The organism is Streptomyces sp. NPDC058001, from assembly GCF_042886315.1.
GTDB lineage: Bacteria > Actinomycetota > Actinomycetes > Streptomycetales > Streptomycetaceae > Streptomyces.
Map to the genome: position 1 here is coordinate 158,673 of NZ_JBHVQT010000002.1, position 25,549 is coordinate 184,221.

The window sequence follows — 25,549 nt, forward strand, 5'->3', positions numbered from 1 at the left end:
GACGCCGCGTACGACAGAAGACCCGCACGGTCGCCTTCGACGTGCGGGCCCTCTTCGGTGCGGCGGAAGGGATTCGAACCCTCAAGCCCGTTCAAGGGCCACAGATCCTAAGTCTGCTGCGTCACCTCTGCGCCACCGCCGCGTACCACAGACATCGTAGCGGGCACCCCGGCAGATGCGCCCCGGTAGGTCAGATCGCCAGGTCCTTGATGATCTTGGCTACGTGGTCACCCCGCGAGAGGTCGCCTCGGCTTCTGGCGGCACCACGTCTCGGTCACCGCGTGACAGTTGGGGCACAGGTAACGCAGGTTCTCGCGCCGGTTGTCCCGCCAGTCCCCGTTGACGTGGTCGATCTGCAGGGTGATCGGACGGTCCAGCCATGTGCCGGTGTTGCCGCACGACGCACATGCGTACGGCACTCCGATCTCGGCCAGCGCTCGATGCAGGTGGGTCCTGTTGGTCCGCCCGGCCTGACCTGGCAGGACGACCAGTACGCGGTCCGCGATGGATGAGGGCGCGGGGCGTTCCGGCCGCCCCCAGGCTCGGCGTTTGAAGTGGCTGGTGTCGAGGCCGAGGCGGGAGGCGGCGCGCCGGACTCGCCGGTGGTTGGTGTCGTTGACCTCCATTCCCAGGCCGCGTACGACGTCCGCGTAGCTCGTGGCGCCCGGTACCAAGGCGCGCAGTTCGGCCTCGGGAATCCGTGCACGACGGTGCGAGAAGTGTCCGATGTCGATGTGTTCGGCGGCCAGCATGCGGGCCAGGACCGCGCGCGAGCGGCTGTCGTCCGGCATACCCAACGCGCGGGCCACACCGCGCACGCTCGTTGCCGTAGCCGCGGCCGTCCGCAGCTCGTCGGCGGTGAAGGGCAGGTCCGGCTTGGGGCGGTCCATGCCGGGGAAGTGGCTGATGTCTATGCCTGCCGCGCTGATGCGACGGCGGATGTGTGAAAGCGTCCCGGTGGCCAGGGTGGCGCCGAGCTTCAGGGCCACTTCACGCATCGAGGCCGAGGACGCGGCAGCCTCGGCTATAGCGGCATCCGGGTACTTGCGCCAAGGGCTGCGTCGGGCGAAGTGGCTTGTGTCCAGCCGGTGTTCCGACACCTTCTCCTGAAGTACGCGCCTTTGGCCCCCGTTCGTCCGCATGCCGAGCCGACGCATCAGGTCGGTCCAGTTGCGGGCCTCGGCGACGACCGGCGCGAGTCGTTCCTTGCTGTACGCGTCGGATGCCGTCCCGTCGTCGCCGGTGCTGGTCCGCTTCGCGCTTCCCTCTTCGCTCCGCACGTTCGTTCCCCTCCGTCCCGACCACACGTTCGTGGTCTCGTACGGAGTAACGAACCGTTTATCGGATGGTCACGTGCGGAATGTGGAGTGCCCTGTTTCGGGTGCTGGTCGGTGGCGGCCGGCGTCCGTCAGATCGCCAGGTCCTTGATGATCTTGGCTACGTGGCCCGTCGCCTTGACGTTGTACAGGGCGCGTTCGACCTTGCCGTCCTCGTCCACGACGATCGTGGAGCGGATCACTCCCGTCACCGTCTTGCCGTACAGCTTCTTCTCGCCGAAGGCTCCGTACGTGGTGAGGACCGACCGGTCGGGGTCGGCCAGCAGGGTGACCTTCAGGTTCTCCTTCTCGCGGAACTTCGCGAGCTTCTCCGGCTTGTCGGGGGAGATGCCGACGACGTCGTACCCGGCGCCCGCGAATACGTCGAGGTTGTCCGTGAAGTCGCACGCCTGCTTGGTGCAGCCGGGGGTCAGCGCGGCCGGGTAGAAGTACACGATGACCTTGCGCCCCTTGTGGTCAGCGAGCGACACCTCGTTCCCGTCGGCGTCGGACAGGGTGAAGGCCGGGGCGGTGTCACCGGGCTGGAGTCGGTCGCTCATCTCAGTCTCCTGTGCGGGGTACGCGATCACGGTCCCGCCGGAATCGGGCCGTTCCGGGCGGGCTCACGGAACCGAGCCTAATAGGGGTGCCGTGGGGTGCGGTGGCGGGGAAGCTGACAGACTGTCGACCAGAGAACGCCGGACACGACCACGGAGGCAGCGCGGTGTCGGATGCCAGGACCCCTGCGCAGATCGAGGCGGACATCAAGCACCGCCGCGAGCGGCTCGCGGAGACGCTCGACGAGATCGGTGTGCGCGTGCACCCCAAGACGATCGTGGGGGACGCGAAGGCCAAGTTCGTCGCCGGCGTCGACAACTCGCTGGGCCGGGCCTACGTAGGCGCCAACCGTGTCGTGTCCGGAGTCAGGGGCCGGCTCGTCTCCGAAGACGGCGCCCCGCGCCTGGAGCGGATCGTGCCGGTCGCCCTCGTCGTCGTCGGCCTGGTGGGCCTGCTCGCCGTCAGCTCCCGCCGCCGCAAGGGCTGAGCCCACCCGCGTACCGGTGTGCCGCTCGGGCAGGTAGGTTCGGGGGCGTGAGCGCCAAACGTGATGTGAACACCCCGCACACCCCGCACGACAAGCTGCCGATCCGGATGCTGCACGACCGGGTCCTCGTGCGCCAGGACGCCGCCGAGGGCGAGCGGCGTTCCGGCGGCGGCATCCTGATCCCGGCGACCGCCGCGGTCGGCCGCCGCCTCGCCTGGGCCGAGGTGGTCGCGGTCGGCCAGAACGTCCGCACCGTCGAGCCGGGCGACCGGGTGCTGTACGACCCGGAGGACCGTGCGGAGGTCGAGGTGCGCGGTACCGCGTATGTCCTGATGCGGGAGCGTGATCTGCACGCCGTCGCCGCCGACCGTTTCGAGGGCTCCGAGGACTCGACCGGCCTGTATCTGTAGAACCGTTTCCGCACGGCCCCCCCCACAGCTCCCCGCAAGCTTCCCCCAGCGGCTGGTGACCCTTCTCACCAGCCGCTGGCGTCGTGCTTTTGCTACCGTGGACAGCACCCGACGAGACGCGCCGTACCGGGACCTGCAAAGACGACGCACCCCTGTTCATTCCGTCATGGAAACCACGGAGGTGCCGTCATGGCATGGGTTCTGCTGATCATCGCCGGTCTGCTCGAAGTCGGCTGGTCGATCGGGATGAAGTACACCGAGGGCTTCACCCGACTCGTACCGAGCCTCTTCACCGGCGCGGGCATCGTCGTCAGCATGGTGCTGCTGTCCCATGCCGCGAAGACCCTGCCCATCGGTACGGCGTACGGCGTCTGGGTCGGGATCGGCGCGGCCGGCGCGGCCGTCGTCGGCATGGTGGCCCTCGGTGAACCGGCGACGGCGGCGCGGATCTTCTTCGTCTGTCTGCTGCTGGTCGCCGTTGTCGGTCTGAAGGCGACCTCGGGTCACTGAGCCTCGGCGCGACCGCCGCGGAGGACGTTGTTCGTGGTGCGCCCCGGTCCCGCCGCGGTGCCCCCGTCGGCGCCCCCGCCGGTCGCGTCGCCCCCGATCGCGCCGCCCGTGCCGCCGCCGGGGGCGCCGCCCGTCGTACCGCCGTCGGCCGTGCCCCCGTCAGCCGCCCCGCCGGTACCTCCCGTACCGCCGTCCCCACCGGTCCCGCCGGTGTCCCCGGTACCGCCGGTGCCTCCCGGGCCGGGGGACTCGGTGCCGCCGGGCCCGGGTGTGCCGCTACCGCTGGTCTGGCCCTGTGTCTGGCCCTGCGGCGCTCCCTGGCTCGGTGTGCCGCCCGTCGTGTCGCCGGTGCCGGGCTGCGGTGTCCCGGGCGATTCGGAGCCGGTGTCCTCCGGGAGGCCCTGGTCCTCGGCGCCGTCCTGGAGCTGGAGGTTGAAGTCCTTCGGGTCGCTGCCCTTCAGCGCGGTCCGGGTGAACTGCGCCCAGATCTGCGCCGGATACCCACCGCCGTTGATACGGGGTTGCCCGAGCGCGTTGTACAGCGGGGTCTGCACACCGGTGTCCGGGTCCTGGCCCATCACGGCGACCACGGTGGCCAGATCGGGGGTGTAGCCCGCGAACCAGGCCGCCTTGTCCTTCTCGGCGGTGCCGGTCTTGCCGGCCGCCGGGCGGTTCGCGGCCTGCGCGGCGGTGCCGGTGCCGCTGTCCACGACGCTCTGCAGTATCGACGTTGTCGTGTCGGCGGCCTCCCGGCTGACGACCCGCTTCACCTGCTGTTCGGGCAGGTCGACCTTCTTGCCGTCCTTGGTGATGTCGGCGACCAGGGTGTACGTGCCGTGCTTGCCGTGGTTGGCGAGTGTCGCGTACGCCTCGGCCATGTCGAGGACGCTCGCCGTGGCGGTGCCCAGCGCGATCGACGGGTACGGCTGGAGGTCGGGCGTCGACTTCGGGAGCCCGAGGTTCACCGCCGTCGACTTGACCTTCGACGGGCCGACGTCCACCGCCATCTGGGCGTACACCGCGTTGACGGACTTGTCGGTGGCGGTGCGGACGTTGATGGGCCCGTAGGTGACGTTGTCCTCGTTCTCGGGCGCGTACCGGGGGCCGTTCCAGCCCTGCACCGGGCGCCGGTCGGTGCCGTCGTACATGGTGTTCGGGGTGATGGCGCGGCCGTCCTGGGTGACCGAGCCGTTCTGTACGGCGGACGCGAACACGAACGGTTTGAACGTCGAACCCACCTGGTAGTCACGGCGCGTCGCGTTGTTGACGTACTGCTTGGTGTAGTCGATGCCGCCGTACATCGCGAGGACCTTGCCGGTCGCCGGGTCGATGGAGACGCCGCCCGCGCGGACGTTGCGGTCCGCCTTGCGGGCGTCCTTGTCGATGTGGGACATGAGCTGGTCGTCGACGGCCTTGACGAACGCGTCCTGCTTCTTTTTTTGCAGGGTCGTCGTGATGCGGTAGCCGCCGCCCGAGTTCAGCGCGTCCTCGTCGATGATGTCGTGTTCGGTCAGATAGTCCTTGACGGCCTGGACGAGATAGCCGCGCTGCCCCGACAGGCCCGTCGAGCCGCGGTCCTCGCGCGGCGTCGGGAAGGTCATGCGGGCGCGCTCGGCGGTGCTGAGCCACTTCTCCTTGACCATGCCGTCCAGGACGTAGTTCCAGCGGGCCCGCGCCGCCTCCTTGTTCTCGGGGTGCGCGACGACGTCGTACGAGCTGGGCGCGTTGAGGAGCGCCGCGAGGTACGCGCCCTGCGCGGTGCTCAGGTCCTGGACGTCCACGCCGTAGTACGCCTGTGCGGCGGCCTGGATGCCGTAGGCGTTGCGGCCGAAGTAGCTGGTGTTGAGGTAGCCCTCCAGGATGCCGTCCTTGGTCTCCTCGCGGTCCAGCTTGATCGCGATGAAGAACTCCTTCACCTTTCGGGTGACGGTCTGTTCCTGGCCCAGGTAGTAGTTCTTCACGTACTGCTGTGTGATCGTCGAACCGGACTGCTTGCCCTTGCCGGTGACGGTGTTCCAGGCGGCGCGGACCATCGCCTGCGGGTCGACGGCGGACTCGGAGTAGAAGTCCCGGTCCTCGGCGGCGAGGGCGGTGCGCTGTACGGACTTGGGGATCTGCGCCAGGTCGACGTTCTCGCGGTTGATGTCGCCGTCGCGGGCGAGCTGGGAGCCGTCCGCGTACAGATAGACGTTGCTCTGCGCGGTCGCGGCGGCGTTCGCGGGCGGGATGTCGACCAGCAGATAGCCGGTCACGAAGCCGCCGATCAGGAGCAGCAGCAGGCCGATGGCGGTGCCGAGGCTCATCCGCCAGGTGGGGAACAGGCGCCGCCAGCCTTTGCGTTTGGGGCGCTTGGGCTTCTTCGGCGGCTCGGTTTCCTCGGGGTTCGGGTCGACGTGCGGGCTTGTGCCGCCGTGCGGGCTCGTGCCGCCGTCGGGGTCGCCGGGACCGTCCGGGACACCCTGGTCATGCTTCTGCGGCTCGTCGCTCATGTCTCGCGGAACTCCCGATTCGCGTAGTACGCCGGAACTTTCTCAACTGTCGCACTCCGCCCCGGGTTGCTCCCGAGGTGGCACGCGTACCGTCCGGAAATTGCGTGGTGAAGGGCCTGGCGGATGGTTAGGCTCTTGCGCTTTGGCCCGATGCGGTGTCGTCCGTTGCTTTCGTTGCCTTTCGTCAACGGAGACCGCCGGAGAGCGAGAGGGGTTGCACGTGAGCGCGGACCGGTTGACGCAGACACGATGAACGCGGACCGGCTGAAAGCGGGTCAGTCGTACACGGACCGGTTGAACGCCGTCCGGTTGTACGCGGCCGTCGCCACGGGCGGGTTCCGGCGTTACGCCACCTACCGTATCGCCACCGTCGCGGGCGTCTTCACCAACAGCGTGTTCGGTGTGATCCTCGCGTACACCTATATCGCCCTGTGGGACCAGCGGCCCGGACTCGGCGGCTACGACCAGGCCGAGGCTCTCACCTATGTCTGGCTCGGGCAGGCCCTGCACATGGTGGTCGCCGCGATGGGCGGCGGCTTCGAGGACGAGCTGATCGAACGCATCCGTACCGGAGACGTCGCCATCGACCTGTACCGGCCCGCCGATCTCCAGGGCTGGTGGCTCGCCGGGGACGCGGGGCGGGCCGCGTTCCATCTGCTGGGCCGGGGCGTCCTGCCGATGCTGTTCGGCGCGCTGCTTTTCACCCTGGCGATCCCGACGAACCCCCTGACCTGGCTGGCGTTCCTCGTCGCGGTCGCGCTCGGCGTGCTCGTCAGCTTCGCGATCCGTTTCCTCGTCGCGCTGTCCGCGTTCTGGCTGATGGACGGCGCGGGGGTGGCGCAGATCGCCTGGCTCGCCGGGATCTTCTTCTCCGGGATGCTGCTGCCGCTCAATGTGTTCCCCGGCACCCTCGGCGAGATCGCCCGCGCCCTGCCGTGGTCGGCGACGCTCCAGGTGCCGGCCGATGTGTTCCTCGGCAAGCACACGGGTGCCGATCTGTGGGCGACGTACGGGTTCCAGGCCGCGTGGGCCGCCGGGCTGCTGGCCGCCGGGCGGCTCGTGCAGTCCTTCGCCACCCGGCGCGTGGTGGTGCAGGGTGGCTGACACCGACGTCCACACCTCCGGCACCTCCGGCACCTCTGGGATCGCGCGCTCCGTGGCGGGGGGCGCCGCACGCTTCGTGGACGGGCTGCGCGCGTACCGGATGATCGCCGCGATGTGGGTCCGCTCCACGATGGCCTACCGGGCGTCCTTCGCGATGACCGCGTTCGGCAACTTCGTCGCGACCGGACTCGACTTCGTGGCGATCCTGTTGATGTTCTCGCAGGTCGACGCCCTCGGCGGCTACACGCTGCCCGAAATCGCCTTCCTCTACGGAGCGTCGGGCGCCGCCTTCGGGCTCGCCGACCTGGCGCTCGGCACGATGGACCGGCTGGGGCGGCGGGTGCGGGACGGCACCCTCGACACGCTCCTCGTGCGGCCCGCGCCGGTCCTCGCGCAGGTCGCCGCCGACCGGTTCGCGCTGCGCCGCCTCGGCCGGATCAGCCAGGGGCTGCTGGTCCTCGGGTACGCGCTGCTCGTCCTGGACATCGACTGGACCCCGGTGAAGGTGCTGATGGTTCCGCTGATGCTGCTCAGCGGCGCCGGGATCTTCGGCGCCGTGTTCATCGCGGGCGGCGCTTTCCAGTTCGTCGCGCAGGACGCGTCGGAGGTGCAGAACTCCTTCACGTACGGCGGGAACACGCTGCTCCAGTACCCGCCGACCGTCTTCGCGAAGGACCTGGTGCGCGGGGTGACGTTCGTCGTACCGCTCGCCTTCGTCAACTGGCTGCCCGCGCTGTATGTGCTCGGGCGGCCGTATCCGCTGGATCTGCCGCACTGGCTGGCGTTCACGCCTCCGCTGGTCGCCGTGGCGTGTTGTGCGCTGGCCGGGGTCGTGTGGCGGGTCGGGCTGCGGTCGTACCGGAGTACAGGGAGTTAGGGGTGCCAGGGGATATGTCAGCGGATACGGCGGGTGCTGTGGCCGGCGCCACGGCTGAGACGTTCATCGAACTGGACGGTGTCGAGAAGGTCTTCGACGTGCGGCGGAAAACGGGGTTCCTGCGGCGCGAGAAGCGTGAGGTACGGGCGGTGGACTCGCTGTCCTTCACCGTGCCGCGCGGCGAGATGGTCGGCTACATCGGGCCGAACGGCGCCGGTAAGTCCACCACGATCAAGATGCTCACCGGCATCCTCACACCCAGCGCCGGGCGGGTCCGGGTCGCGGGGATCGACCCGTCGCGCGAGCGGACCCGCCTCGCCCGCCGGATCGGGGTCGTGTTCGGGCAGCGCACCACCCTCTGGTGGGACCTGCCGCTGATCGACTCGTACCGGCTGATGCACCGCATGTACCGCATCCCCGACGCCCGGTACCGCGAGAACCTCGACCGGTGTGTCGAACTCCTCGAACTGGGCGCCCTGTTGGACGTCCCCGTACGCCAACTGTCGCTCGGGCAGCGGATGCGCGGGGACATCGCGGCGGCCCTGCTGCACGACCCCGAGGTGCTCTACCTCGATGAGCCCACCATCGGTCTCGACGTCGTCTCCAAGGCCAAGGTCCGAGGATTTCTGCGGGACTTGAACGAGACGGCCGGTACGACGGTGCTGCTCACCACGCATGACCTCACCGACATCGAGCAACTGTGCCGGCGGGTGATGGTCATCGACCACGGGCGCCTGATGTACGACGGGCCGCTCGCCGGACTGCACGAGGTCGGCGCGAGCGAACGCACCCTCGTCGTCGACCTGGAGCGGGAACTTCCGCCCGTCGATCTCGGGGGCGCGGCCCGGGTGGTCAAGGTCGAAGGGCCCCGCCAGTGGCTGGCGTTCCCCGCGTCGGAGTCCGCCGCGCCGCTTGTCGCGCGGATCGCCGCCGAGTACCCGCTGGCGGATCTGTCCGTACGGGAGCCGGACATCGAAACGGTGATCGCCAAAATGTACGCGGGGCAGGCTGTCTCGTAGGCTGTTGGTATGACGGATGAGCCTTCCCGGGGGTCGAACCCCGGCTCCCCGACGCCCGAACTGCGGGCAGCCGACGCCGACCGTGAGCGGGTCGCCGAACATCTCCGGGACGCCCTCGCGGAGGGCCGTCTCGACATGACGGAATTCGAGGAGCGGCTGGAGGCGACGTACGCGGCCCGTACGTACGGCGAGCTGGAGCCGATCCTGAGCGATCTGCCCGTGGGCGCGGCTCCTTCCGTGTCGATGGTGAAGGCGCCGGCGCCGGGCACGGTGGCCGGTGAGTGGGCGGAGGGCGACTGGCCCGCGCGGATCGGCGGTGAACCGACCTCGCAGTGGGGTGTCGCGATCATGGCCGGGTTCCAGCGCAAGGGGCACTGGACGGCGCCGAAGCGGTTCAACTCGTTCGCGTTCTGGGGCGGCGGTGAGATCGATCTGCGCGAGGCCCGGTTCGCGGAGCGTGAGGTCGTGATCAACTGTGTGGCGATCATGGGTGGGATGAGCATCGTCGTACCGCACGGTGTCGAGGTCGTGGTGCGCGGTATCGGCATCATGGGCGGCTTCGACCACCGCGAGGACGGTGTGCCGGGGGACCCCGGTGCCCCTCGGGTCATCGTCACCGGTTTCGCGTTCTGGGGCGGTGTCGGCGTGGAGCGCAAGATGACCCGGTCGCAGCGGATGCTGGTACGGGAGGAGCGGCGGCGCGAGAAGGTGGAGCGGCGGGAGGCTCGGCGGGCGGAGTTGGAGGCTCGGCGGGAGGATCGCCGGGACCGGTGACACCCCGGCGCCCCCGGTTTTGGCTTCGCCGGCGGAATCGGCCCCGGTTTCGGCCCTGGAATTGGTCCCGGTTTCGGCTTTGCCCCCGGTCACAGTTCCGCGGGCGCCCTGCCCTTCAGGTGGTCGAGGTCCAGGGCTTCGGCCATCCGGCGGTAGCCGAGGTCGCTGGGGTGCAGATGGTCGCCCGAGTCGTAGGTGCCGCGCAGCCGGCGGGGGGCGTAGGGATCCCGTACCGCCTTGTCGAAGTCGACGACCTCGTCGAACACGCCGCCGGCCCGGATCTCGGCGTTGACGCTCTGCCGGGCGGCCTCCAGCGACGGATCGTCGCCCCGGAACCTGCCGAAGGGCATGAGCGTCGCGCCGACCACCTTCAGGCCGCGGGCGTGCGCCTGCCGGGTCAGTTCGCGCAGGCCCTCGACGATGGTGGCGGTGTCCGTCTGGTGCGGGGTGCGGAGGATGTCGTTGACGCCGAGCGCGATGACGACGACCTGGACGCCGGTGCGGTCCAGGACGTCGCGTCGCAGCCGGTTCAGGCCGCTCGGGTTGTCGGCGGGCCTTCCGTTGCCGTCGGACAGGACGCGGTTGCCGCTGATGCCGAGGTTCACGACGCCGTAGCGCGGGGCGCCGTCCTCGTCGCGCAGGCGGGCCGCCAGGACGTCGGGCCAGCGGCGGTTCGCGCCCATGGTGGAGCTGACGCCGTCGGTGAGCGAGTCGCCGAGCACCGCGACGGTCCCGTCCGCCTCGTTGCTCAGCACGTCCAGGGCGGTCACATAGCGCCAGTACGGGCTCTGCTGCGTGAAGTCCTCCCCGCTCGGGTCCCCGGTCCGGTCACCGCCGGCGACGTACGAGATCTGCCGCGCGTGCGGGTGGTACGTGACCGGTCCGGACGGGAGCGGGGTGTACGTGGTGACCAGCATGTCCGCGTCGGTGGGTACCGGCAGCCGGACCGCGTCGGACATGACCTGCTCGCCCGCCGGGATCAGTACCCCGCTGTTGCCGCCGAAGGCGAGACGGCGCAGGGTGCCGGGGCGGGCGCTGGGGTCGTTGGGGGCGTCGGCGACGGCGATCGACGCGTGGGTGATCCGCAGGGGCCGCTGTCCGTACAGGTTGGACAGGGTGACGCGGGCGCCGGTGCCGCCGACGCTGGTGTGCACGACATTGCGGACCGACCGCTGCGCGTACCCGTGGGTCTCGGTGCCCGGTTCGGCGCCCGCGGGTGCCATGGCCCAGGAGGCGACCCAGCGGCCGGCCGACGCGGGGGCGGCGGAACTGTCGCGGGGGACCCGGTCGGAGGCGCCGGATCGGGGGCGGTCCTCCGCACGGGACACGCCGAAGTAGATACCGGCGGACATGGTCAGGATCACGGCGACGATCGCGGCGAGGAGGGCGCCGGGCCGGCCCGGGGACATCCCGGAGCCCCCGTCGTGACGCTCGGTCATGCGGTGTGTTTCTCCTCGGGCAGGGAGCCCGGGGCTCCGTGATGATCACCTCATGATGCGACACGAGGCGGGCGGAACCCGACAGGACCCCCGCCCGGACAGACGCCGGGAACTTGTGATCCGTTCCAGGAGTAGGTCAGGAAGGGACAATACGAGCGGGACCCGCTGCGGTACGGGCGGATCGGCCGGAAGTGGATCGGCCGAAGGTGGGATCGGCCGAAGGTGGGATCGGCCGGAGTGGATCGGCCGGACCGGCCGGAGTGGATCGGCCGGACTGAACGGGAATCGGCCGGACTGAACAGAACGGATGCGACGGATGGAACGGGAAGAGATGGATACGGCGCGGCCTGCCCGGGTCGTCGTCGGGGCCTTCACGCCCGCCGACGAGGAGCGGCGGCGCGGCGTACGCCGGATGAAGATCACCGCCACCGGGCTGCTGCTCCTCGTCGCCGTCGTGTACGTCCTCACGAAGTGGGCGGGGAACTCGGGCGCCGGTGACTGGACCGGGTATGTCGCCGCCGCCGCCGAGGCCGGCATGGTCGGTGCGCTGGCCGACTGGTTCGCCGTGACCGCGCTGTTCCGGCACCCGCTCGGGCTGCCGATCCCGCACACCGCGATCATCCCCAACAAGAAGGACCAACTCGGCGCGTCCCTGGGCGACTTCGTCGGCGAGAACTTCCTCTCGGAGGACGTCGTACGGACCCGGCTGCGCGCCGTGGGCATCGGCAGCCGCCTCGGTGCCTGGCTCGCCGAGCCCGAACACGCCGACCGGGTCACCGCCGAACTGGCCACCGCCCTGCGCGGCGCCCTCACCGTCCTGCGGGACTCCGATGTCCAGGCCGTCGTCGGCGAGGCGGTCACGCGGCGCGCCGACGCCCAGGAGATCGCCCCCGGCATAGGGAAGATGCTGGAGAAGGTCGTCGCCGACGGCGGCCACAAACGGGTCGTGGACCTGGTGTGCGTACGCGCCCATGACTGGCTGGTCGAGCACGGTGACTCCGTGATGGACGCCGTCCAGGGCGGCGCCCCCGGCTGGACCCCCCGTTTCGTGGACCGGAAGGTCGGCGAGCGCGTCTACCGCGAGCTGGTCCGTTTCACCGCCGAGATGCGGGACATGCCCGACCATCCCGCGCGCGGCGCCGTCGACCGGTTCCTCGCCGACTTCGCGTCCGACCTCCAGTCCGACACGGACACCCGGGCCCGCGTCGAACGCCTCAAGGGCGAGGTGCTCGCGCGTGGCGAGGTTCAGGACCTCATCGCGTCGACCTGGTCGGCGGTCCGCTCGATGATAGTCGCGGCGGCCGAGGACGAGCGCAGTGAGCTGCGGCTGCGGGTACGGGCCTCGCTGCTCTCGCTCGGCTCCCGGATGGCCACGGATCCGCGTCTCCAGGCGAAGGTGGACGGCTGGGTCGAGGGCGCGGCGGTGTACGTCGTCACCACTTACCGCGACGAGATCACCTCCCTCATCACCGACACCGTCGCGAGCTGGGACGCCGACCACACCTCGAAGAAGATCGAGGCCCACATCGGCCGGGACCTCCAGTTCATCCGTATCAACGGCACCGTGGTCGGCTCGCTGGCCGGCCTGGTCATCTACACGGTGTCCCGGGCCTTGGGCGCGTGAGCGCTCCGCCGGAGGGGCCGGGGTGGAGGGGGGCGACTTTGGAAAGTGGCCAGATAGCCACGATATGCAAGGATCGCGCCATGACTTCCGTCGAGGACTCCTCCCCCACGGCGCCGCCGCACCGCGTGGCCGTTCTGGTACGGGACGGTGTCCTGCCCCTCGAACTGGGCCTGGTCCACCAGCTGTTCGGCCACGCGACCCGCTCGACCCATGACGTGTACGGGTCCCCGCTGTACACGGTCATGACCTGCGCGGTGACCCCTGGCCCGATCCGTACCGACGCGGACTTCCCGATCCACGCGCCGCACGGCCCGGAGGCGATCGAGACCGCCGACACCGTGATCGTGCCGGCCTCGCACGAGCAGGACGAGTCCCTGTCGCCCCTGGCCCTGCCCGGCCCACTCGCCGACGCACTGGCCCGCGCCCGTCCCGACACCCGTATCGCCTCGATCTGCACGGGCGCGTTCGTCCTCGCGGCGGCGGGCCTGCTCGACGGGAAACGGGCGACGACGCACTGGCTGTCGACGGACCGCTTCGCACGGACGTTCCCGTCCGTGACGGTCGACCCCGATGTCCTCTACGTCGACGAGGGCCGCGTACTCACCTCCGCGGGCGAGGCGGCCGGTATCGACCTCTGCCTGCACATGATCCGCGCGGACCACGGAGCGGCGGTCGCGGCGGACATCGCGCGCCGCACCGTCGTACCGCCGCATCGCGAGGGCGGCCAGGCCCAGTACATCCGCCGCCCGGTGGTCGCCATGGACAACCGCTCGACCGCCGTGGCGCGAGCCTGGGCGCTGGAACGCCTCGCCGAGCCGATCACCCTGGCCGACCTGGCGACCCAGGCCCTGATGAGCGTACGGACGTTCAGCCGCCGCTTCCGCGACGAGACGGGCCTGACCCCGGGCCAGTGGCTGATCCGCACCCGCGTGAACCAGGCCCGCGTCCTGCTGGAGGAGACGGACCACACCGTCGACCGCGTGGCGGCGGAGTCGGGCCTGGGCACGAGCGCGTCGCTGCGCCTGCACTTCCAGGAGGTACTGGGCGTATCTCCCGGCACCTACCGGACCACTTTCCGCACCCCGTAACCCCGTAACCCCGTAGTACGAACTGAGGGCTGGTGAGGACGATGACAATCCGCCGAGCGGTACCGGACATCCACACGCGGGCGAAGACGGAGAGCCGCGCCTTCTACGAACTCCTCGGCTTCGAGGAGGTCATGGACCTGGGCTGGGTCAGCACCCTGGCGTCCCCCACCAACCCCACGGCCCAAATCATCCTGATCACCGAGGAACAGACCGCCCCGGTCGTCCCCGACATCAGCGTCGAGGTGGAAGACGTGGACGCGGTCTACGCGGCGGTACGCGCGTCCGGCGCGGAAATCGTCCGAGACCTACGCGACGAACCCTGGGGAGTCCGCCGCTTCTTCACCCGCGACCCGAACGGCAAGGTAATCAATGTGGTGACCCACCGGGATGACGACGCGTCGGCTTGACGACTTGGCGGATCGGAGCGACTTGGGGTGGACCGGGGTGGGGGGCTTGCCTCAGCGGCGCGTGCCGGGGCGGGCAGACCTTGCGCGGTGATGCGGCCGGGCGCGTGCCCAGGTTGGCCGACCCGCGGAGGGCCGGCCTCGCTCAGTGGTGTCGGTCGGCGAGTGCCCAGGACGCTGCGGCCACCCCGCCGGCCACGGTGAACACCGCCGGCCAGGCGCCGATCTTCTTCGCGAGCGGATGGGACCCGGCGAAAGCGGCGACATAGGCAACCCCCAACGCCCCGGCGACCCGCCCCCCGGCATCCCGCCGCCACTGTTGCGCGGCCACACCCCCCGCCAAGGCCAACACCACACCGCCGAGTTCCCGCCGCCCACTCCACCGAGCCACCCCAAACCCCCCAACAAGCCCCACACCAGCAACAACAGCCCCAGGCACCTGCGCCATGATTTTGCCTCCTCTACGGCGAATGTCTGCTGCTCGAAGGCTAGCCCCGTCGTTTCGGTTGGGGTCGCTGGGCGCCCGAGTGAGGTTGTGTCGGCTGGACGCGGGGTCGGGTTCTCCAAGGTCCTTGAGGCGGGCGGGCGGGGACGTCGAGTCAGCTAGCGGATCGGGGCAGTGCGGCCAGGCGGCGGAATGCGGCGGCGAGTTCATGTTGGAGGCAGTGGCCGCCCCGGGTGATCCGGGCGCGATGTGCAGGATTTGGTAGCGGAGTTCCTTGGGTTCGGCGGCCGCGAGTTCGCCGTCCAGCAGGGGGACGCGGGTCCAGGCAAGGAGGTTGAGCGCAGCGAGGCTGAGTTCGAGCCAAGCGGCGTTGACCTGGAAGTGGCGGGAGAGGATGCGGCCGAAGCCGGTGGTTTTGCAGTGCCGGATGTGGTCTTCCACGGTGACGTGTCCGCGGTGACGGAGCTCCAGGAACTGGGCCGAGCCGGAAGTGAGGGGTTCCTGGGTGGGGACGTTCGCGGCGGACGATGATGCGGGTGTCGACCGAGTAGCCGGCAAGGTCGAGCATGCCGGTCAGTGAAGAAGGACTCTGCGGATCTAGCGCTGTCGGTGCGGATGACGATGTCGGTGCCGTGCCGGTGGGCATTGGGAATCTGTGCGAGAACGTCGTCCAACACACCGCGATGTGATCCGCGGCGGTATGTGCTCCGAAGTTCTCGGGTCGAAGGCCCGGACATGCCCTCGCCGGTTGGGCCAGGAAGCACACCAGGGTGTAAGCCGAAGCCGCACTTATAGATGGATGCGGCCTGGTCCTTCTCGGCATGGCAGGTGGTCAGCGTAGCGTCGATGTGCAGGACCAGGCCGGGCATTTCCCGTCCATCGGCTTTCGCCGCCGGCATGCCGGAGCGGGTCTCGGATGCCTGCAGCCGGGCCACTGCCCGTGCCTGAGCGCGGGCCAACCATAGTCGGCCCAGTACGCGTTCGTCGACGGCGGCCAGCAGTCGCTAGACGGTTGGTGTCAAGGCGACTCGGGCGAACACGTTGCTCTGGTCGCGTAGTACGACGAGATCCATGATGGCCTCGCCGCCATCACCCAGCATTGCCGCGAGGTTGGTGGCGATTCGGCCCGGGTCGTGACCAGTGCCGCGTGGCCCGAAGTGGTCTCATTGCGGCAGAGTACGCGCTGGCCAACCCAGTGGCGTCGGCAAGGTCAGCCAACAATGGTACCCGAACTGTCAGCGGATACATGGAGCCTGAGACACGGACCAATACTTCGCACATAGAAAGTGTCCTCCAGTTGGACCGATAGAACCCCTCGACAAGGTTCATCGTCCTAGCTCAGAATGCACTTTCTGAGTTCCCGACCAGCAGCCGGTCATGACGCCAAGGTAAAATAACCAGACTAATGGGCCGTGATCACCCACACCAAAGCTGCTTCAGTGCAAAGCAGCTCCGTCGACCTAAATCGGAGCTCGCATCACTTTCGAATAGTGAGGACCACTTCTTTACGCATACGCTGATCAAGCGCCTCTCCAGCCGAGGTTGGCGGTGGCAGGTAGCGACGATTCGAAGGCAGATCCCGCTCGGAAATATCTTGAGTAACAAAGCCCAGTTGTTCAGAGGCGCGTCGGACAACTGACGCGTTATCGACAAATGTCCCACGCACGGTGGAATTCCCTACCACCAAAACTGCCGGCGAACTCGGCTTAAGCACTCGATGTAGCTCCGCGGCTACATCCTTCATATCTTGAGCGTACCGATAAAGAATTCCGAGAGTTCTTTGCGGCAGTGAGTCGACATCAGTGTCAACCACCAAGTCTTCCAAGGCGTCGTCTCCCTTTAGCCCTCTCTCTGCCCCAACACTGGTGCCACGAATATCTCGCAGACCACCTACTGAATGCCCGAGCCAAACCAGAGCCATTCGATGCCCGCGTAGGTAATCAATCGCGTTCAAATAAGGGGGAGAGGTGACAACTAGATCAACCGACCCAGATTGCATGAAAGGCATGCCCCGAGCGTCACCCAAACGAACAGACGCCTCGTTCGGCAGCTCAGCAAGAAGCCGATGCTCTATCTGCGTGGCAGCTTTACGAAAGCCGCCTAGAACGTCGAAGTCGTTAATCGTGCCTACTCGGTGGGGTCTACTGTGTGACACGTCATGTGCGAGCGATGCCCCCCGCTTCTTTGTGATTACAATACGGCTAAGTGATAGCTGCAAAGAATCCTTTAGTTGGCCACTATGGCGCTCAATTAGAAAGGAAATCTTTCGAAGATCGCTAAGCTGAGACTCCGCGAACCAAAACTTGATGAACTTTTTGGTTTCTGGGTCGTCGTCGATCCAAGGAAGGTGGATATCCTCGGCCTGCAAGCCAGCAGCTTCATTGACAATCTCATGCGCGGCTTGTGCGAGACCAGTCGCCGAACGATGACTGGTCCAAACTCTGGCCATTAGCACCGCCAACGGATCCATGTCCACACCGATTGCTTGATGACCGGCGATCAATGCAGTTCTGAGAACAGTGCCGGAACCGCACATCGGATCAAGTACGACGCTACCTGCTGGCTGGCACTCCAGGGCCCGTAATGCCAACTCAGGTGCCATGCGGGCAGGAAACGGATGCGGGGCAAGCGTACTCATCGATCAGGACTCCGAGGTCTCGTCGGCAACAGCAGGCAGACCTAGATCGTCTTGTAGGCGCCTGTCAACCTCGTTGATGATACTCTCGGTCGTTTGCGACAAGCGCACATTCCCACTGGTCTTGCTGACCTCGATCCACCGGCTGCCGACTATCGTCTGCACAGCATGCAGTGCTGCCACAAGACGCTCCGGCTCATACTGCTTCAAACGAGGATCCATGATACGAACTGCATTAACGTTCGGCTCGCTTAGCGTGTCTTCCTTGCACTCTTCGAGTTTCTTGAGCAGTTTCCGAAGTGGCACGGGAGGCTGCTCCAGCGAGAGTTCACGCTCAAGATTGCGCAGCCATTCACCCACCTCGGTGACGGTCAACGCTTCCTCAAACAGTACCCGAATCTGATTCAAGGTGACACCGAACTGATAGTGAAGCTCGACCAGGTGGCGCAGGTGCTCAGTAAGCATCACCGTCATGGGACGGTCTTCTCGCCCTTGTGCTGTCCGACGGTTTACAGCCGATTCCGGGTCATCCTGGCCGGCGAACCTTTTCCCAATGATGAACCCGAATTGGGCGGACTCGATGTTCTTGAAGTCCCAAAGCGCATCGAAGTGCACCTTATCTACCGAAATGCTCGTACTGGCAGTGGTCTTGGCGTCGTAGACGACACGGAAATCCTCCAGCTTAGTGTCACTCTTTCCGAGACGTGCGTCTAGGACACCGTCAGCCCCACCCCTGTTTCCGCCGCGCCTTTCATACTCAAAGCCGAGAACGATGAAAGCTTGGCCGACGGCTTTTTCAAGCGCATCCTTGTCCTGGTCAGCTATTGATAGATGGCGCAACACCTCCACGGGGTCTGGACCGTAGTCACCCGCGATCTGCCTCAACGCCCTGTCACGTAGCGAGAAAACCTCAGCCGTTACCTCGGGGGGAATACCACCCTCCCGTAGAAATGCGTCGGTGAGAATCTCTGACGTGGCAAATAGAGTCGCGGGTGTTTGATTCTTCGAGTGAGCGATGATCTTTGCGATGAAGGGGTGCTCTTCGTTGATTTTCAGCACGCGACTGGCCGCATCGTACTCGGCGAGGCGGTCGTACGGTCCCATTTTGCTGAGCTGTACATCGAGAATCGGTTGCTGCATGACTTCCAGGCGGAATCCATCGAACCACTCTGCCCGACTCTCTTCTTCGACGTGTGCGGGTGCTGAAATATAGTGAGACGGTTGGAAGTCTTGAGTGATTGCCTGGCGAACCGCCGCGACTAGTGGATCACCTAGCACGCTGGGCGACGCTCCGTAGAGCAGTTGCGCTAGGTCGATACCAATGAGCTTGTTCTTGTTTTCCGCGCCATAAACAGACCGTGCCTCATTAAACTTGGCTCGGAGATAGTCCCGGAATAGGTCTATCGCGGGAACATCGCGAACACCTTCTCGGGATGAGAGAAGGTGCTCCCTGAGTCCATCCGCCTCTACATCGAGAGCAAAACGAGACCAGACGGCATGATTGAGCGCCTCTAGCCCGAAAAGCTCATCCTCTAGGTTAATTACACGGCCGCGAACTCGAATGAAGAATCCGTTACTGCGCCCGTACTGCATGGATTTCCCGGCAGCCAATGGCTTCTCATAGAGAGTGACACTGCCAGTAATCTCACCATCAAGACCCGGAATCTTGAGACCGTTTGTTGTGACTTCCAGCGATAGTTTTTCAGCTACCTTATCCTCAGGCCCGCCCACTGGGGATGCAAGCAGTACCGTGGCGTCTTCTTTAGCGGACCGCAGTTCCGCGCCATTGAGGAGAATTCGGAAATCTGACTTCAACGGTAGGCCAGTTCGAAGTACCCAACTAAGAACGCCTGGCCTGAACTTCTCGAACAGCGTCTTGAAGTCACTTAGCGCGGCGGCGGTCCAACTCTCAGCAGACTTGTCGCCGAAAAGAAGGGACCATGCAGCGGGATCGCGTACCTCAATCTCGGCAAGAAGTTCGCGTGCATCCTCTTCTTCAACTCGATGAAGCTCGACTGCTACCGGAGGTGCCACAGGATCATTTTGCCGCCTACCCTCCACCTTTCGGAAGTCCATAGAGGCGTAGAAGTAACTACCGTCCCTTTTGCTAATATGAGTCAGTCGCCGAGCAAGGACATAGGCAGCCAGCTTACCAATTCCGAACTGCCCAATGGGTGCCCGCCCACGTACAGTTGCGCCGATAGACTTAGTTGACTCAGCAACCCGCCAAAGACGCTGAAATCCGTCAGCGTCCATACCGCATCCGTCGTCCACAACCCATAATGAATCGGAGCTGGCAGGATCATCTGCGAGAGACCTAGGCGTAACGACATGTACGTTATACGCTCCGGCATCGAACCCATTGGAGACCAACTCTTCAATGGCCTTATGGGGGCTCTGATAGAGCCCCTCCGAGAAGAGTCTGATTATCTCAAAACTGATCTCTACGGGGATCTCTTGGGTCGAGCTGCCGCCATCAGTCGAGAGCTTGTCAGCGAGCCCACGCGCGGTTCCCGTTGAGTCAGTCGTCATATCCCCACACCCCAGTTGACAGTCAATTAGGGGAAGATCGTAACCACTGTGCAGCTCCCCGTCACTACTCCGCCACATACAGCAAGCTGAATGGCCGTATGTCTCGTTACCATGGCAGAGAAAATGTCAAACTTGATACCTTTTGATGGGGTATCGCTTGAATGTGATATGCCGTGGACTTCCAGCCACGTGGCGCCACTATCAGCCAGCGACCGTGGCTGGTAGGCGGTGATGGCACGTCTGAGCGCACCTGGTCTGCTGCTAGGCCGATTGGCGAGTGCAGTCCAGACCACTCTTTCGAGGCGTTTGCCTGTCAATTGCGGTTGAGTAGCCTCTAGTAGAAGCCCATGACGTCAGCTGCGTTCAGTAGGGTTCCGACATGAAGCAGCATCGAGAGCTCATCAACGGCCATTTGATTCGCACCCAGCAGATCCTCTACGGCCGTGATGCCAAGCTTGCTGCGCTGGGCATCCGCGCGCGCGACATAGTTGCCATGGACTTCTACCGAATCTCGGACGCAGACGGTGCGCCGTCCTGCGATGTGTAGGGTTGCAACGAACTGCCCGAGTACCGAGTGACCAAGAGAGCGGGACTCTTTAAGCGGCCCAAACAGTACTTCGGCTGCCCTCAGCATCTGGACACGTGCCGTGCAGCCATGGCCTATGGGAACAGCGGCGACCCTGCCTAAGAGTTCGTAACGGGATCTTGTTGAAGTGTCCTGGTCGGGCGGGACCGGTGTGCCGATTCGGCCGTTCGCAATGTGTGGGTACTCGGCCGTGGATCGTGGACGACGGCTTGTGGGCACAAATAGAGCGGCTGCTGCCACCCTGGCCGGCTAGGTCACCAGGGCCGAGGCCAGTGGTAGACCGGCTGTGTCTGCAGGGCATCCTCTACGTCCTCTACAATGATGTCGCCTGGCAACTCCTGCCATTGGAACTGGGATTCGGCTCCGGTCAAACCTGCTGGCGCAGACCGGAACGGTGGCAGCAGGCCGAGGTCTTCGACCAGTTGCACCGGATTCTGCTGGCCAAGCTGAACGCCGCGGGGCAGACCGACTGGTCCAGGGCGTGTGTGGACAGCCCCCCACATCCAGGCGTAGAGGGGGGCGTCGACACCGGTCCCTCGCCGGTCGACCGGCGGAAGACGGGCAGCAAGCACCACTTGATCTGCGATGGGCGTGGCACTCCGCTCAGGGTCGTCACGACCGCGGCGAACGTCAACGACGTCACCCAGACCCTCGCCCTGGTCGACGGCATCCCGCCTGTCGCCGGCTGACCCGGCAGACGGCCCGAAGCCCTGCTCGGCGACAAGGGCTACGACTCCAACCCCAACCGCGACGAACTCCGCAAACGCCCGATCCTGCCTGTCACCTCCCGCAAGGGCGCGCCGAACATCCAGGGAATGGGCAAGCTCCGCCACATCGTCGAGCAGACCTTCGCCCTGATCCACCAGTTCAAGCGCCTCGCCGTCCGATGGGAACGCCGAACCGAACTCCACGACGCGTTCGTATGCCTTGCCTACAGCCTCATCGGCTGGAGACGCCCAACATGCCTGAACCATGATCGTGTTGCGAGTTCTAAGGGCTTGCAGGTAAGCAACACATTGATTCCTGCAAGCCCTTAACCTCGAAGTTCATGACGGTCCGCCAGAAGGGCTGACGGGCCGTCATGAAACGTCGAAGCTAAGCCCGGGTGTTGAGGGCGCAGGTGGCTCGGCTTCAAACGTGTTGGTGCGGTCACCGGGCCAAATCGTCTGGATGGACAGCGCAGCACAGAGGTCCCGTAGGTCTTGCCGGGGACGGCTAGGCACGAGTATGGCCAACCTGGGGCGCGGCGAGATGTAGCGCTCGTAGTCGAAGAGTTGCCCTATGGCCATGCGGATTGATTCTCGGGTGGCCTGCCCCTTGGCCTCCACGAGAAGGTTCTCCGAGAGGTTGAAAAGGTCCGTGAAAAGACTGTCACGTTCCCCTCGCGGGGTGATCTTCTTGCGACATACCTGGTGACCACGCTTCGTCAAATGCTTCGTGTAAGAAGACAGCAGCGCGCTCTCCCGGCGGTGGGCTGTGGTGGGTTTCCTATTCGGAGTTTGACTGCTGCGCGTGGCGATGAACTGCTCGGGCGCTACGTCCGTGACCGTGGTCGTGGCCGCGGGCATATGGCTGATGCGTGGTTCATGAGTCTGCTCACCGGGAGTGCAGGGTCGCAACTTGAAGATGATGACGGAGCGCATATCCCCATCACGGTCACGAGCTTCGGCTCTGTACCAGGCGTCCTCGCTCGGCAACTCATATTGCCCGCGGTAGGCAACGACGCCCTTCGATACACTCTCGAAGAGGTAAATGCCTCGGTGTTCCACGGCGTGATTGAGGATGGCCTTGTTGCCGCTACTGCTCATCTTCTGGTCGCCCACCTGCCCCTCTCCGGTGTAGTGAAAGAACCCGTCGTCGGCCCAGCCATCCTGGTATCCGAACCGGGCGCCCCTCTTGTGGTTGATGAAGCACATCACAACAGGAGTGCTGGCGGAGTGACTTATGCCGCTCTGCGGGTTGCCGCCGTATTTGACATGAAGACCGGCGCGGCGTCTCTCAGCTCCAACAGCGATATCCAAGACCCCTCCAAGATCACCCGATGGAGGGACCCTACCTATGGCCAAGGGTTTTTGGAAGCCCGGCCGCGTGACCCAGTGATCAACTCGCCCCAGCGATAGCCGAGTACGTCCACACGTCGGCCGGGAGTTTGTGCTCCAGCCGCCACGTGATCGCCATTGGCTTGCTCCCCGTGTGCGATTCGTAGCGGGCAGGCCCCAGTAGCATCCAGGGTTCAGCGCCGCCGATGTCCGTGTTCTTGTAGCGACGCACGAAGAGGAGCACGTGGCTGCCACGTCCCTCGTGCTCGCGGTAGCGACGGCCTGTTAGTGAGTCTTCGCCTGTTGAGTTCTGGGACTCCCAGTGGAAGAGCGTGGGGCTGAGAGCGTAGTCCTTGTACCGCACAGTGGGGGAGAAGTCCTTCTCGTCCTTCTCTAGCGTAATGAGGAGGGCATCCGTATTGATCCCCTTTGCCTCCACTACGCCTTGTGCGAAGGAACCAGGCATTTGGCCGCCAAGGCGTGCCACGCCCAGCGCGGCAAGGATCTCCGAGCGGTTATAAGAGCTATGGACCTTGAGAGGAAGGTCCTGATGGGGACCTTCGAGTGCAATGGGGAAGTGCTCGGCATGGGCTAGGCAGTGGTCGAGCACTTGACGGAGCTCGTCGCGGACGGGCGCTTCGGCCTGGAGAGAGTGCAGTCCTTCTTGATAACTGGAGAAGCCTCCGGCCTTATCCCAGAAGTTAAAGAACAACATGCGTGCGTAATGCTGTTCGAAGGGAGTCAGCAGGTCATACGCAGGGGCATCCTCTGTGAGGAGACGCTGGTATGTCTTAATACGCTCAGGGTCATCTACGTGGAGGAACGACGGGATGCGTTTGAGGAGACTCTCCTCGTGCTTCGAGCTGTCCGTGGTGAGAATGCGGGCTCGCCGTAGCAGGCCGGTCCAGGAATTAGCGGTTCCCCTGTAGATCTCCTTGATGTCGCGCCCGCTCTCGTCCAAGTAGGAGGAGAGTCGAGGGGTTCCATATGTCGAGACCTCGCGAGCGAGTACCTTCACTGTGACATTGAGCTGATCCTTGATGTTCTTGATGATGGTCTGCTTCGCTTTGCTCTCCAGGATGATCTGGCAGCCAGAGGGGAGCATGGGGAAGTCGTGCTCAAGATTATCGAGTAGGCGCCGCCTGGTGAGGTTTGTGAGTGCCCGAAACTGGTTCTCAAAGCGAAACTCTTTGCGATGCTGACCGATGAAGTCGAGAACAGTCAGTACGGCTTTGTCCTCTGTGCGCCGGAGGCCGCGGCCAAGCTGTTGAAGGAAGACCGTTGCGCTTGAGGTAGGGCGCAGAAGCAGCAGAGTGTCAACGTTCGGGATATCAAGGCCCTCGTTGAATAGATCAACCGAGAAGATTACTTGGAGCTCGCCGGCCTTGAGGTCGGAGAGCGCCTGAAGCCTCTCCGTCCGGGGGCTCTCGCCGGACAAGGCAACTGCCTGGAGCCCAGCCTCCCGGAAGAAGCGCGCCATGTAGTGCGCGTGCGCAACGGAGACGCAGAAGCCGAGCGCCCGCATCGTTCCCGGGTTGGCGATCTTGTCCTGGACAGCCTTGACGACCAGACGCGCACGGGTGTTATTACCAGTGAACGCTTCGCTGAGCGATGCGGCGTCGTATGCGCCGCGCTTCCACTCGACAGCACTGAGATCGGTGCTGTCACTGATCCCGAAGTAGTGGAACGGACTGAGGAGGTCGTTCTCCAACGCCTCCCACAGGCGCAACTCTGCCGCGATGTGCCCGTCGAAGAACTCGTCCTGGATGTTGATCCCATCCATGCGCTCAGGCGTCGCCGTAAGCCCCAAGAGCTCTTGCGGCGCGAAGTGCTCGATGAGCTTCCGGTAGGTCGGAGATGTGCCGTGATGGAACTCATCAATAACGATCACATCAAAGTGATCCGCCGGAAGTCCTTCCAGGGTACGGGAGTTGAGTGACTGGACACTCGCGAAGACATGCGTCCACTCCTGAGGGATCTCGCCGCTATAGAACAGCTCTCCGAAGTTAGCGTCGTTCAGTACAGCTTGGTACGTACGGAGAGACTGGTCCAGGATCTCTTTGCGGTGGGCGACAAAGAGAAGCTTGAGGTTGCGACCCGCAGCGCGGCATAGTCTCTTATAGTCCAACGCGGCCATCACGGTCTTACCCGTACCCGTTGCAGCCACCAACAGATTGTGGTGTCGGCCACGAATCGAGCGTTCCACTTCCAGCCGTTCCAACATGTCCTGTTGGTGAGGGTAGGCAGTGACGTCCAAGCCAGACAGTGTGATGCTGTGGCGCCCATCACGCGGACTGCCACCACCTGCTTGCTCTAGCGCGGCTTCGAGTCGGGTGGCGTCGAGATCCGGACGGTATAGCTCAAAGGCCGGATCGTTCCAATAGGAGTCGAAGGTCGCCTCAAACTTCCCCAGAACCGCGGGCGTTGCTACGGACGACATGCGGACGTTCCACTCCAAGCCGTCGAGAAGCGCGGCTTTCGAAAGGTTGGAACTCCCCACATATGCCGTGTCGTATCCACTGTTCCTACGGAACAACCACGCCTTGGCGTGCAGGCGAGTGGAGCGAAGCTCATAGTTGACCTTGACTTCGGCACCAAATTCATGAACCAAGCGATCTAGCGCCTGTCGTTCAGTCGCCCCGATGTAGGTGGTTGTGATGACACGAAGCGGAACTCCGCGATCATGCGCTGCCCGCAACGATTGTTCTAGGACCCGGATGCCATGCCATTTCACGAAGGCGCAGAGCAGATCAACACGGTCGGCGGTGGCGATCTCGGCGCGCAGTTCAAAACCGAGACTTGGATCCTCCGGCGCGTTGGTGATCAAAGCAGTCTCAGACAGCGGCGTCGCTGGCCGAATTGCATAGACGCCCTTGGACTCTTCCTTCGCGATCGCCAGCAGTTGCCGTGGCCCGTCGGCCACCAGGTCTACCCACTCGCGCGCGCCATCGAGGGTGCCGACCGACTCCAAGATGTGATTCGCCGCATGCACCCGCTCGGCCTCGGGCAGGTCTTGAAGCACGCGGCGGACTGTTTCGGCCACATGCCGGGCAAGCACATGCGGGGTGGACTCGGCGCCCACCTCAGCGTCGATGGCACGCCAGCGCAGATCGTCGAGTTGGTGCAGCCGGCTCTCCAATCGCAGGGTGATCAATTGCTCGTATAGCCCGGCGACTGGTTCGTTGGCGCCCCGTGTACCCGTCATTCCCGATC

20 protein-coding genes, 1 tRNA gene, 1 pseudogene and 1 riboswitch are annotated in these 25,549 nt (G+C 65.4%); of the genes and pseudogenes, 12 read left to right on the top strand and 10 right to left on the bottom strand.

What is annotated here, in order from left to right:
• Nucleotides 1-58: 58 nt before the first annotated feature.
• The 3 genes from ACFVT5_RS04210 to bcp form a co-directional block, all read right to left on the bottom strand.
• Nucleotides 59-142, bottom strand: a tRNA-Leu gene (locus tag ACFVT5_RS04210).
• A gap of 85 nt (nt 143-227) precedes the next feature.
• Nucleotides 228-1,280 (bottom strand): HNH endonuclease signature motif containing protein, encoded by a 1,053-nt coding sequence (locus tag ACFVT5_RS04215; protein ID WP_389881242.1) that lies wholly within the window; start codon nt 1,278-1,280, stop codon nt 228-230.
• 128 nt (nt 1,281-1,408) lie between these two features.
• The gene (gene bcp / locus ACFVT5_RS04220; RefSeq protein ID WP_389881244.1) at nt 1,409-1,876 is read right to left on the bottom strand and encodes a thioredoxin-dependent thiol peroxidase; all 468 of its coding nucleotides are present in this window, start codon (nt 1,874-1,876) and stop codon (nt 1,409-1,411) included.
• Nucleotides 1,877-2,040: 164 nt separating this feature from the next.
• On the opposite strand from bcp, the gene ACFVT5_RS04225 reads away from it, so the two are divergent.
• From ACFVT5_RS04225 to ACFVT5_RS04235, 3 genes are all read left to right on the top strand, one after another.
• Nucleotides 2,041-2,361 carry a DUF3618 domain-containing protein gene (locus ACFVT5_RS04225; protein ID WP_389881246.1) on the top strand — a complete coding sequence of 107 codons (321 nt, stop codon included), beginning with the start codon at nt 2,041-2,043 and terminating at the stop codon, nt 2,359-2,361.
• Nucleotides 2,362-2,468: 107 nt separating this feature from the next.
• Entirely contained in the window at nt 2,469-2,771 is a 303-nt protein-coding gene (locus tag ACFVT5_RS04230; RefSeq protein WP_052454563.1) for a co-chaperone GroES, read from the top strand.
• A gap of 80 nt (nt 2,772-2,851) precedes the next feature.
• A riboswitch (guanidine-III (ykkC-III) riboswitch) is annotated at nt 2,852-2,922 on the top strand.
• A 38-nt stretch (nt 2,923-2,960) separates the two neighbouring features.
• A complete protein-coding gene (locus tag ACFVT5_RS04235) occupies nt 2,961-3,281 on the top strand; it encodes a DMT family transporter (RefSeq protein WP_389881248.1) in 321 nt (106 codons plus the stop codon).
• Here ACFVT5_RS04235 and ACFVT5_RS04240 read toward each other — a convergent pair.
• Nucleotides 3,275-5,770, bottom strand: coding sequence for a transglycosylase domain-containing protein (locus ACFVT5_RS04240; RefSeq protein ID WP_389881250.1), 2,496 nt, complete (start codon nt 5,768-5,770; stop codon nt 3,275-3,277). The two genes, ACFVT5_RS04235 and ACFVT5_RS04240, sit on opposite strands and share 7 nt — an antisense overlap.
• Before the next feature lie 249 nt (nt 5,771-6,019).
• Between ACFVT5_RS04240 and ACFVT5_RS04245 the strand changes: the two genes are divergently transcribed.
• Genes ACFVT5_RS04245 through ACFVT5_RS04260 form a run of 4 tightly spaced genes read left to right on the top strand, consistent with a single transcriptional unit; the run spans nt 6,020 to nt 9,544 of the window.
• A complete protein-coding gene (locus ACFVT5_RS04245; RefSeq protein WP_389881252.1) occupies nt 6,020-6,874 on the top strand; it encodes an ABC transporter permease in 855 nt (284 codons plus the stop codon).
• A complete protein-coding gene (locus ACFVT5_RS04250; protein WP_389881254.1) occupies nt 6,867-7,751 on the top strand; it encodes an ABC transporter permease in 885 nt (294 codons plus the stop codon). The genes ACFVT5_RS04245 and ACFVT5_RS04250 overlap by 8 nt, the downstream gene beginning before the upstream one ends.
• A gap of 14 nt (nt 7,752-7,765) precedes the next feature.
• The gene (locus tag ACFVT5_RS04255; protein ID WP_389881256.1) at nt 7,766-8,770 is read left to right on the top strand and encodes an ATP-binding cassette domain-containing protein; all 1,005 of its coding nucleotides are present in this window, start codon (nt 7,766-7,768) and stop codon (nt 8,768-8,770) included.
• Between the two features lie 9 nt (nt 8,771-8,779).
• Complete coding sequence (locus ACFVT5_RS04260; RefSeq protein WP_389881258.1) at nt 8,780-9,544, top strand: DUF1707 domain-containing protein; 765 nt, start codon at nt 8,780-8,782, stop codon at nt 9,542-9,544.
• An 89-nt stretch (nt 9,545-9,633) separates the two neighbouring features.
• Here ACFVT5_RS04260 and ACFVT5_RS04265 read toward each other — a convergent pair whose 3' ends face one another.
• Nucleotides 9,634-10,983: an SGNH/GDSL hydrolase family protein gene (locus ACFVT5_RS04265; protein ID WP_389881260.1), complete on the bottom strand. Its 1,350-nt coding sequence runs from the start codon at nt 10,981-10,983 to the stop codon at nt 9,634-9,636.
• A 316-nt stretch (nt 10,984-11,299) separates the two neighbouring features.
• Here ACFVT5_RS04265 and ACFVT5_RS04270 point away from each other — a divergent pair, with 316 nt between their 5' ends.
• The 3 genes from ACFVT5_RS04270 (at nt 11,300) to ACFVT5_RS04280 (ending at nt 14,102) form a co-directional block, all read left to right on the top strand.
• Nucleotides 11,300-12,607 (top strand): DUF445 domain-containing protein, encoded by a 1,308-nt coding sequence (locus ACFVT5_RS04270; protein WP_389881261.1) that lies wholly within the window; start codon nt 11,300-11,302, stop codon nt 12,605-12,607.
• Nucleotides 12,608-12,687: 80 nt separating this feature from the next.
• The gene (locus tag ACFVT5_RS04275) at nt 12,688-13,695 is read left to right on the top strand and encodes a GlxA family transcriptional regulator (protein ID WP_389881263.1); all 1,008 of its coding nucleotides are present in this window, start codon (nt 12,688-12,690) and stop codon (nt 13,693-13,695) included.
• Between the two features lie 41 nt (nt 13,696-13,736).
• Nucleotides 13,737-14,102 carry a VOC family protein gene (locus tag ACFVT5_RS04280; RefSeq protein WP_389881265.1) on the top strand — a complete coding sequence of 122 codons (366 nt, stop codon included), beginning with the start codon at nt 13,737-13,739 and terminating at the stop codon, nt 14,100-14,102.
• A 142-nt stretch (nt 14,103-14,244) separates the two neighbouring features.
• On the opposite strand, the gene ACFVT5_RS04285 is transcribed toward ACFVT5_RS04280, so the two are convergent.
• The 3 genes from ACFVT5_RS04285 to ACFVT5_RS04295 form a co-directional block, all read right to left on the bottom strand.
• Nucleotides 14,245-14,547, bottom strand: a complete 303-nt coding sequence (locus ACFVT5_RS04285; RefSeq protein WP_389882056.1) for a hypothetical protein — start codon at nt 14,545-14,547, stop codon at nt 14,245-14,247.
• A 1,474-nt stretch (nt 14,548-16,021) separates the two neighbouring features.
• The gene (locus ACFVT5_RS04290; RefSeq protein ID WP_389881267.1) at nt 16,022-17,182 is read right to left on the bottom strand and encodes a hypothetical protein; all 1,161 of its coding nucleotides are present in this window, start codon (nt 17,180-17,182) and stop codon (nt 16,022-16,024) included.
• A 3-nt stretch (nt 17,183-17,185) separates the two neighbouring features.
• On the bottom strand, nt 17,186-19,711 hold the full coding sequence (locus tag ACFVT5_RS04295; RefSeq protein ID WP_389881269.1) for an ATP-binding protein: 2,526 nt from the start codon (nt 19,709-19,711) through the stop codon (nt 17,186-17,188).
• A 379-nt stretch (nt 19,712-20,090) separates the two neighbouring features.
• Between ACFVT5_RS04295 and ACFVT5_RS04300 the strand changes: the two genes are divergently transcribed.
• Both ACFVT5_RS04300 and ACFVT5_RS04305 read left to right on the top strand, forming a co-directional pair.
• Entirely contained in the window at nt 20,091-20,258 is a 168-nt protein-coding gene (locus tag ACFVT5_RS04300) for a hypothetical protein (protein WP_389881271.1), read from the top strand.
• Between the two features lie 215 nt (nt 20,259-20,473).
• A pseudogene (locus ACFVT5_RS04305) lies at nt 20,474-21,334 on the top strand (IS5 family transposase).
• A gap of 42 nt (nt 21,335-21,376) precedes the next feature.
• Here ACFVT5_RS04305 and ACFVT5_RS04310 read toward each other — a convergent pair.
• Together ACFVT5_RS04310 and ACFVT5_RS04315 are read right to left on the bottom strand one after the other, a co-directional pair.
• Entirely contained in the window at nt 21,377-22,318 is a 942-nt protein-coding gene (locus ACFVT5_RS04310) for a restriction endonuclease (RefSeq protein ID WP_389881273.1), read from the bottom strand.
• A 79-nt stretch (nt 22,319-22,397) separates the two neighbouring features.
• Nucleotides 22,398-25,541 carry a DUF3427 domain-containing protein gene (locus tag ACFVT5_RS04315; RefSeq protein WP_389881275.1) on the bottom strand — a complete coding sequence of 1,048 codons (3,144 nt, stop codon included), beginning with the start codon at nt 25,539-25,541 and terminating at the stop codon, nt 22,398-22,400.
• Nucleotides 25,542-25,549 lie beyond the last annotated feature (8 nt).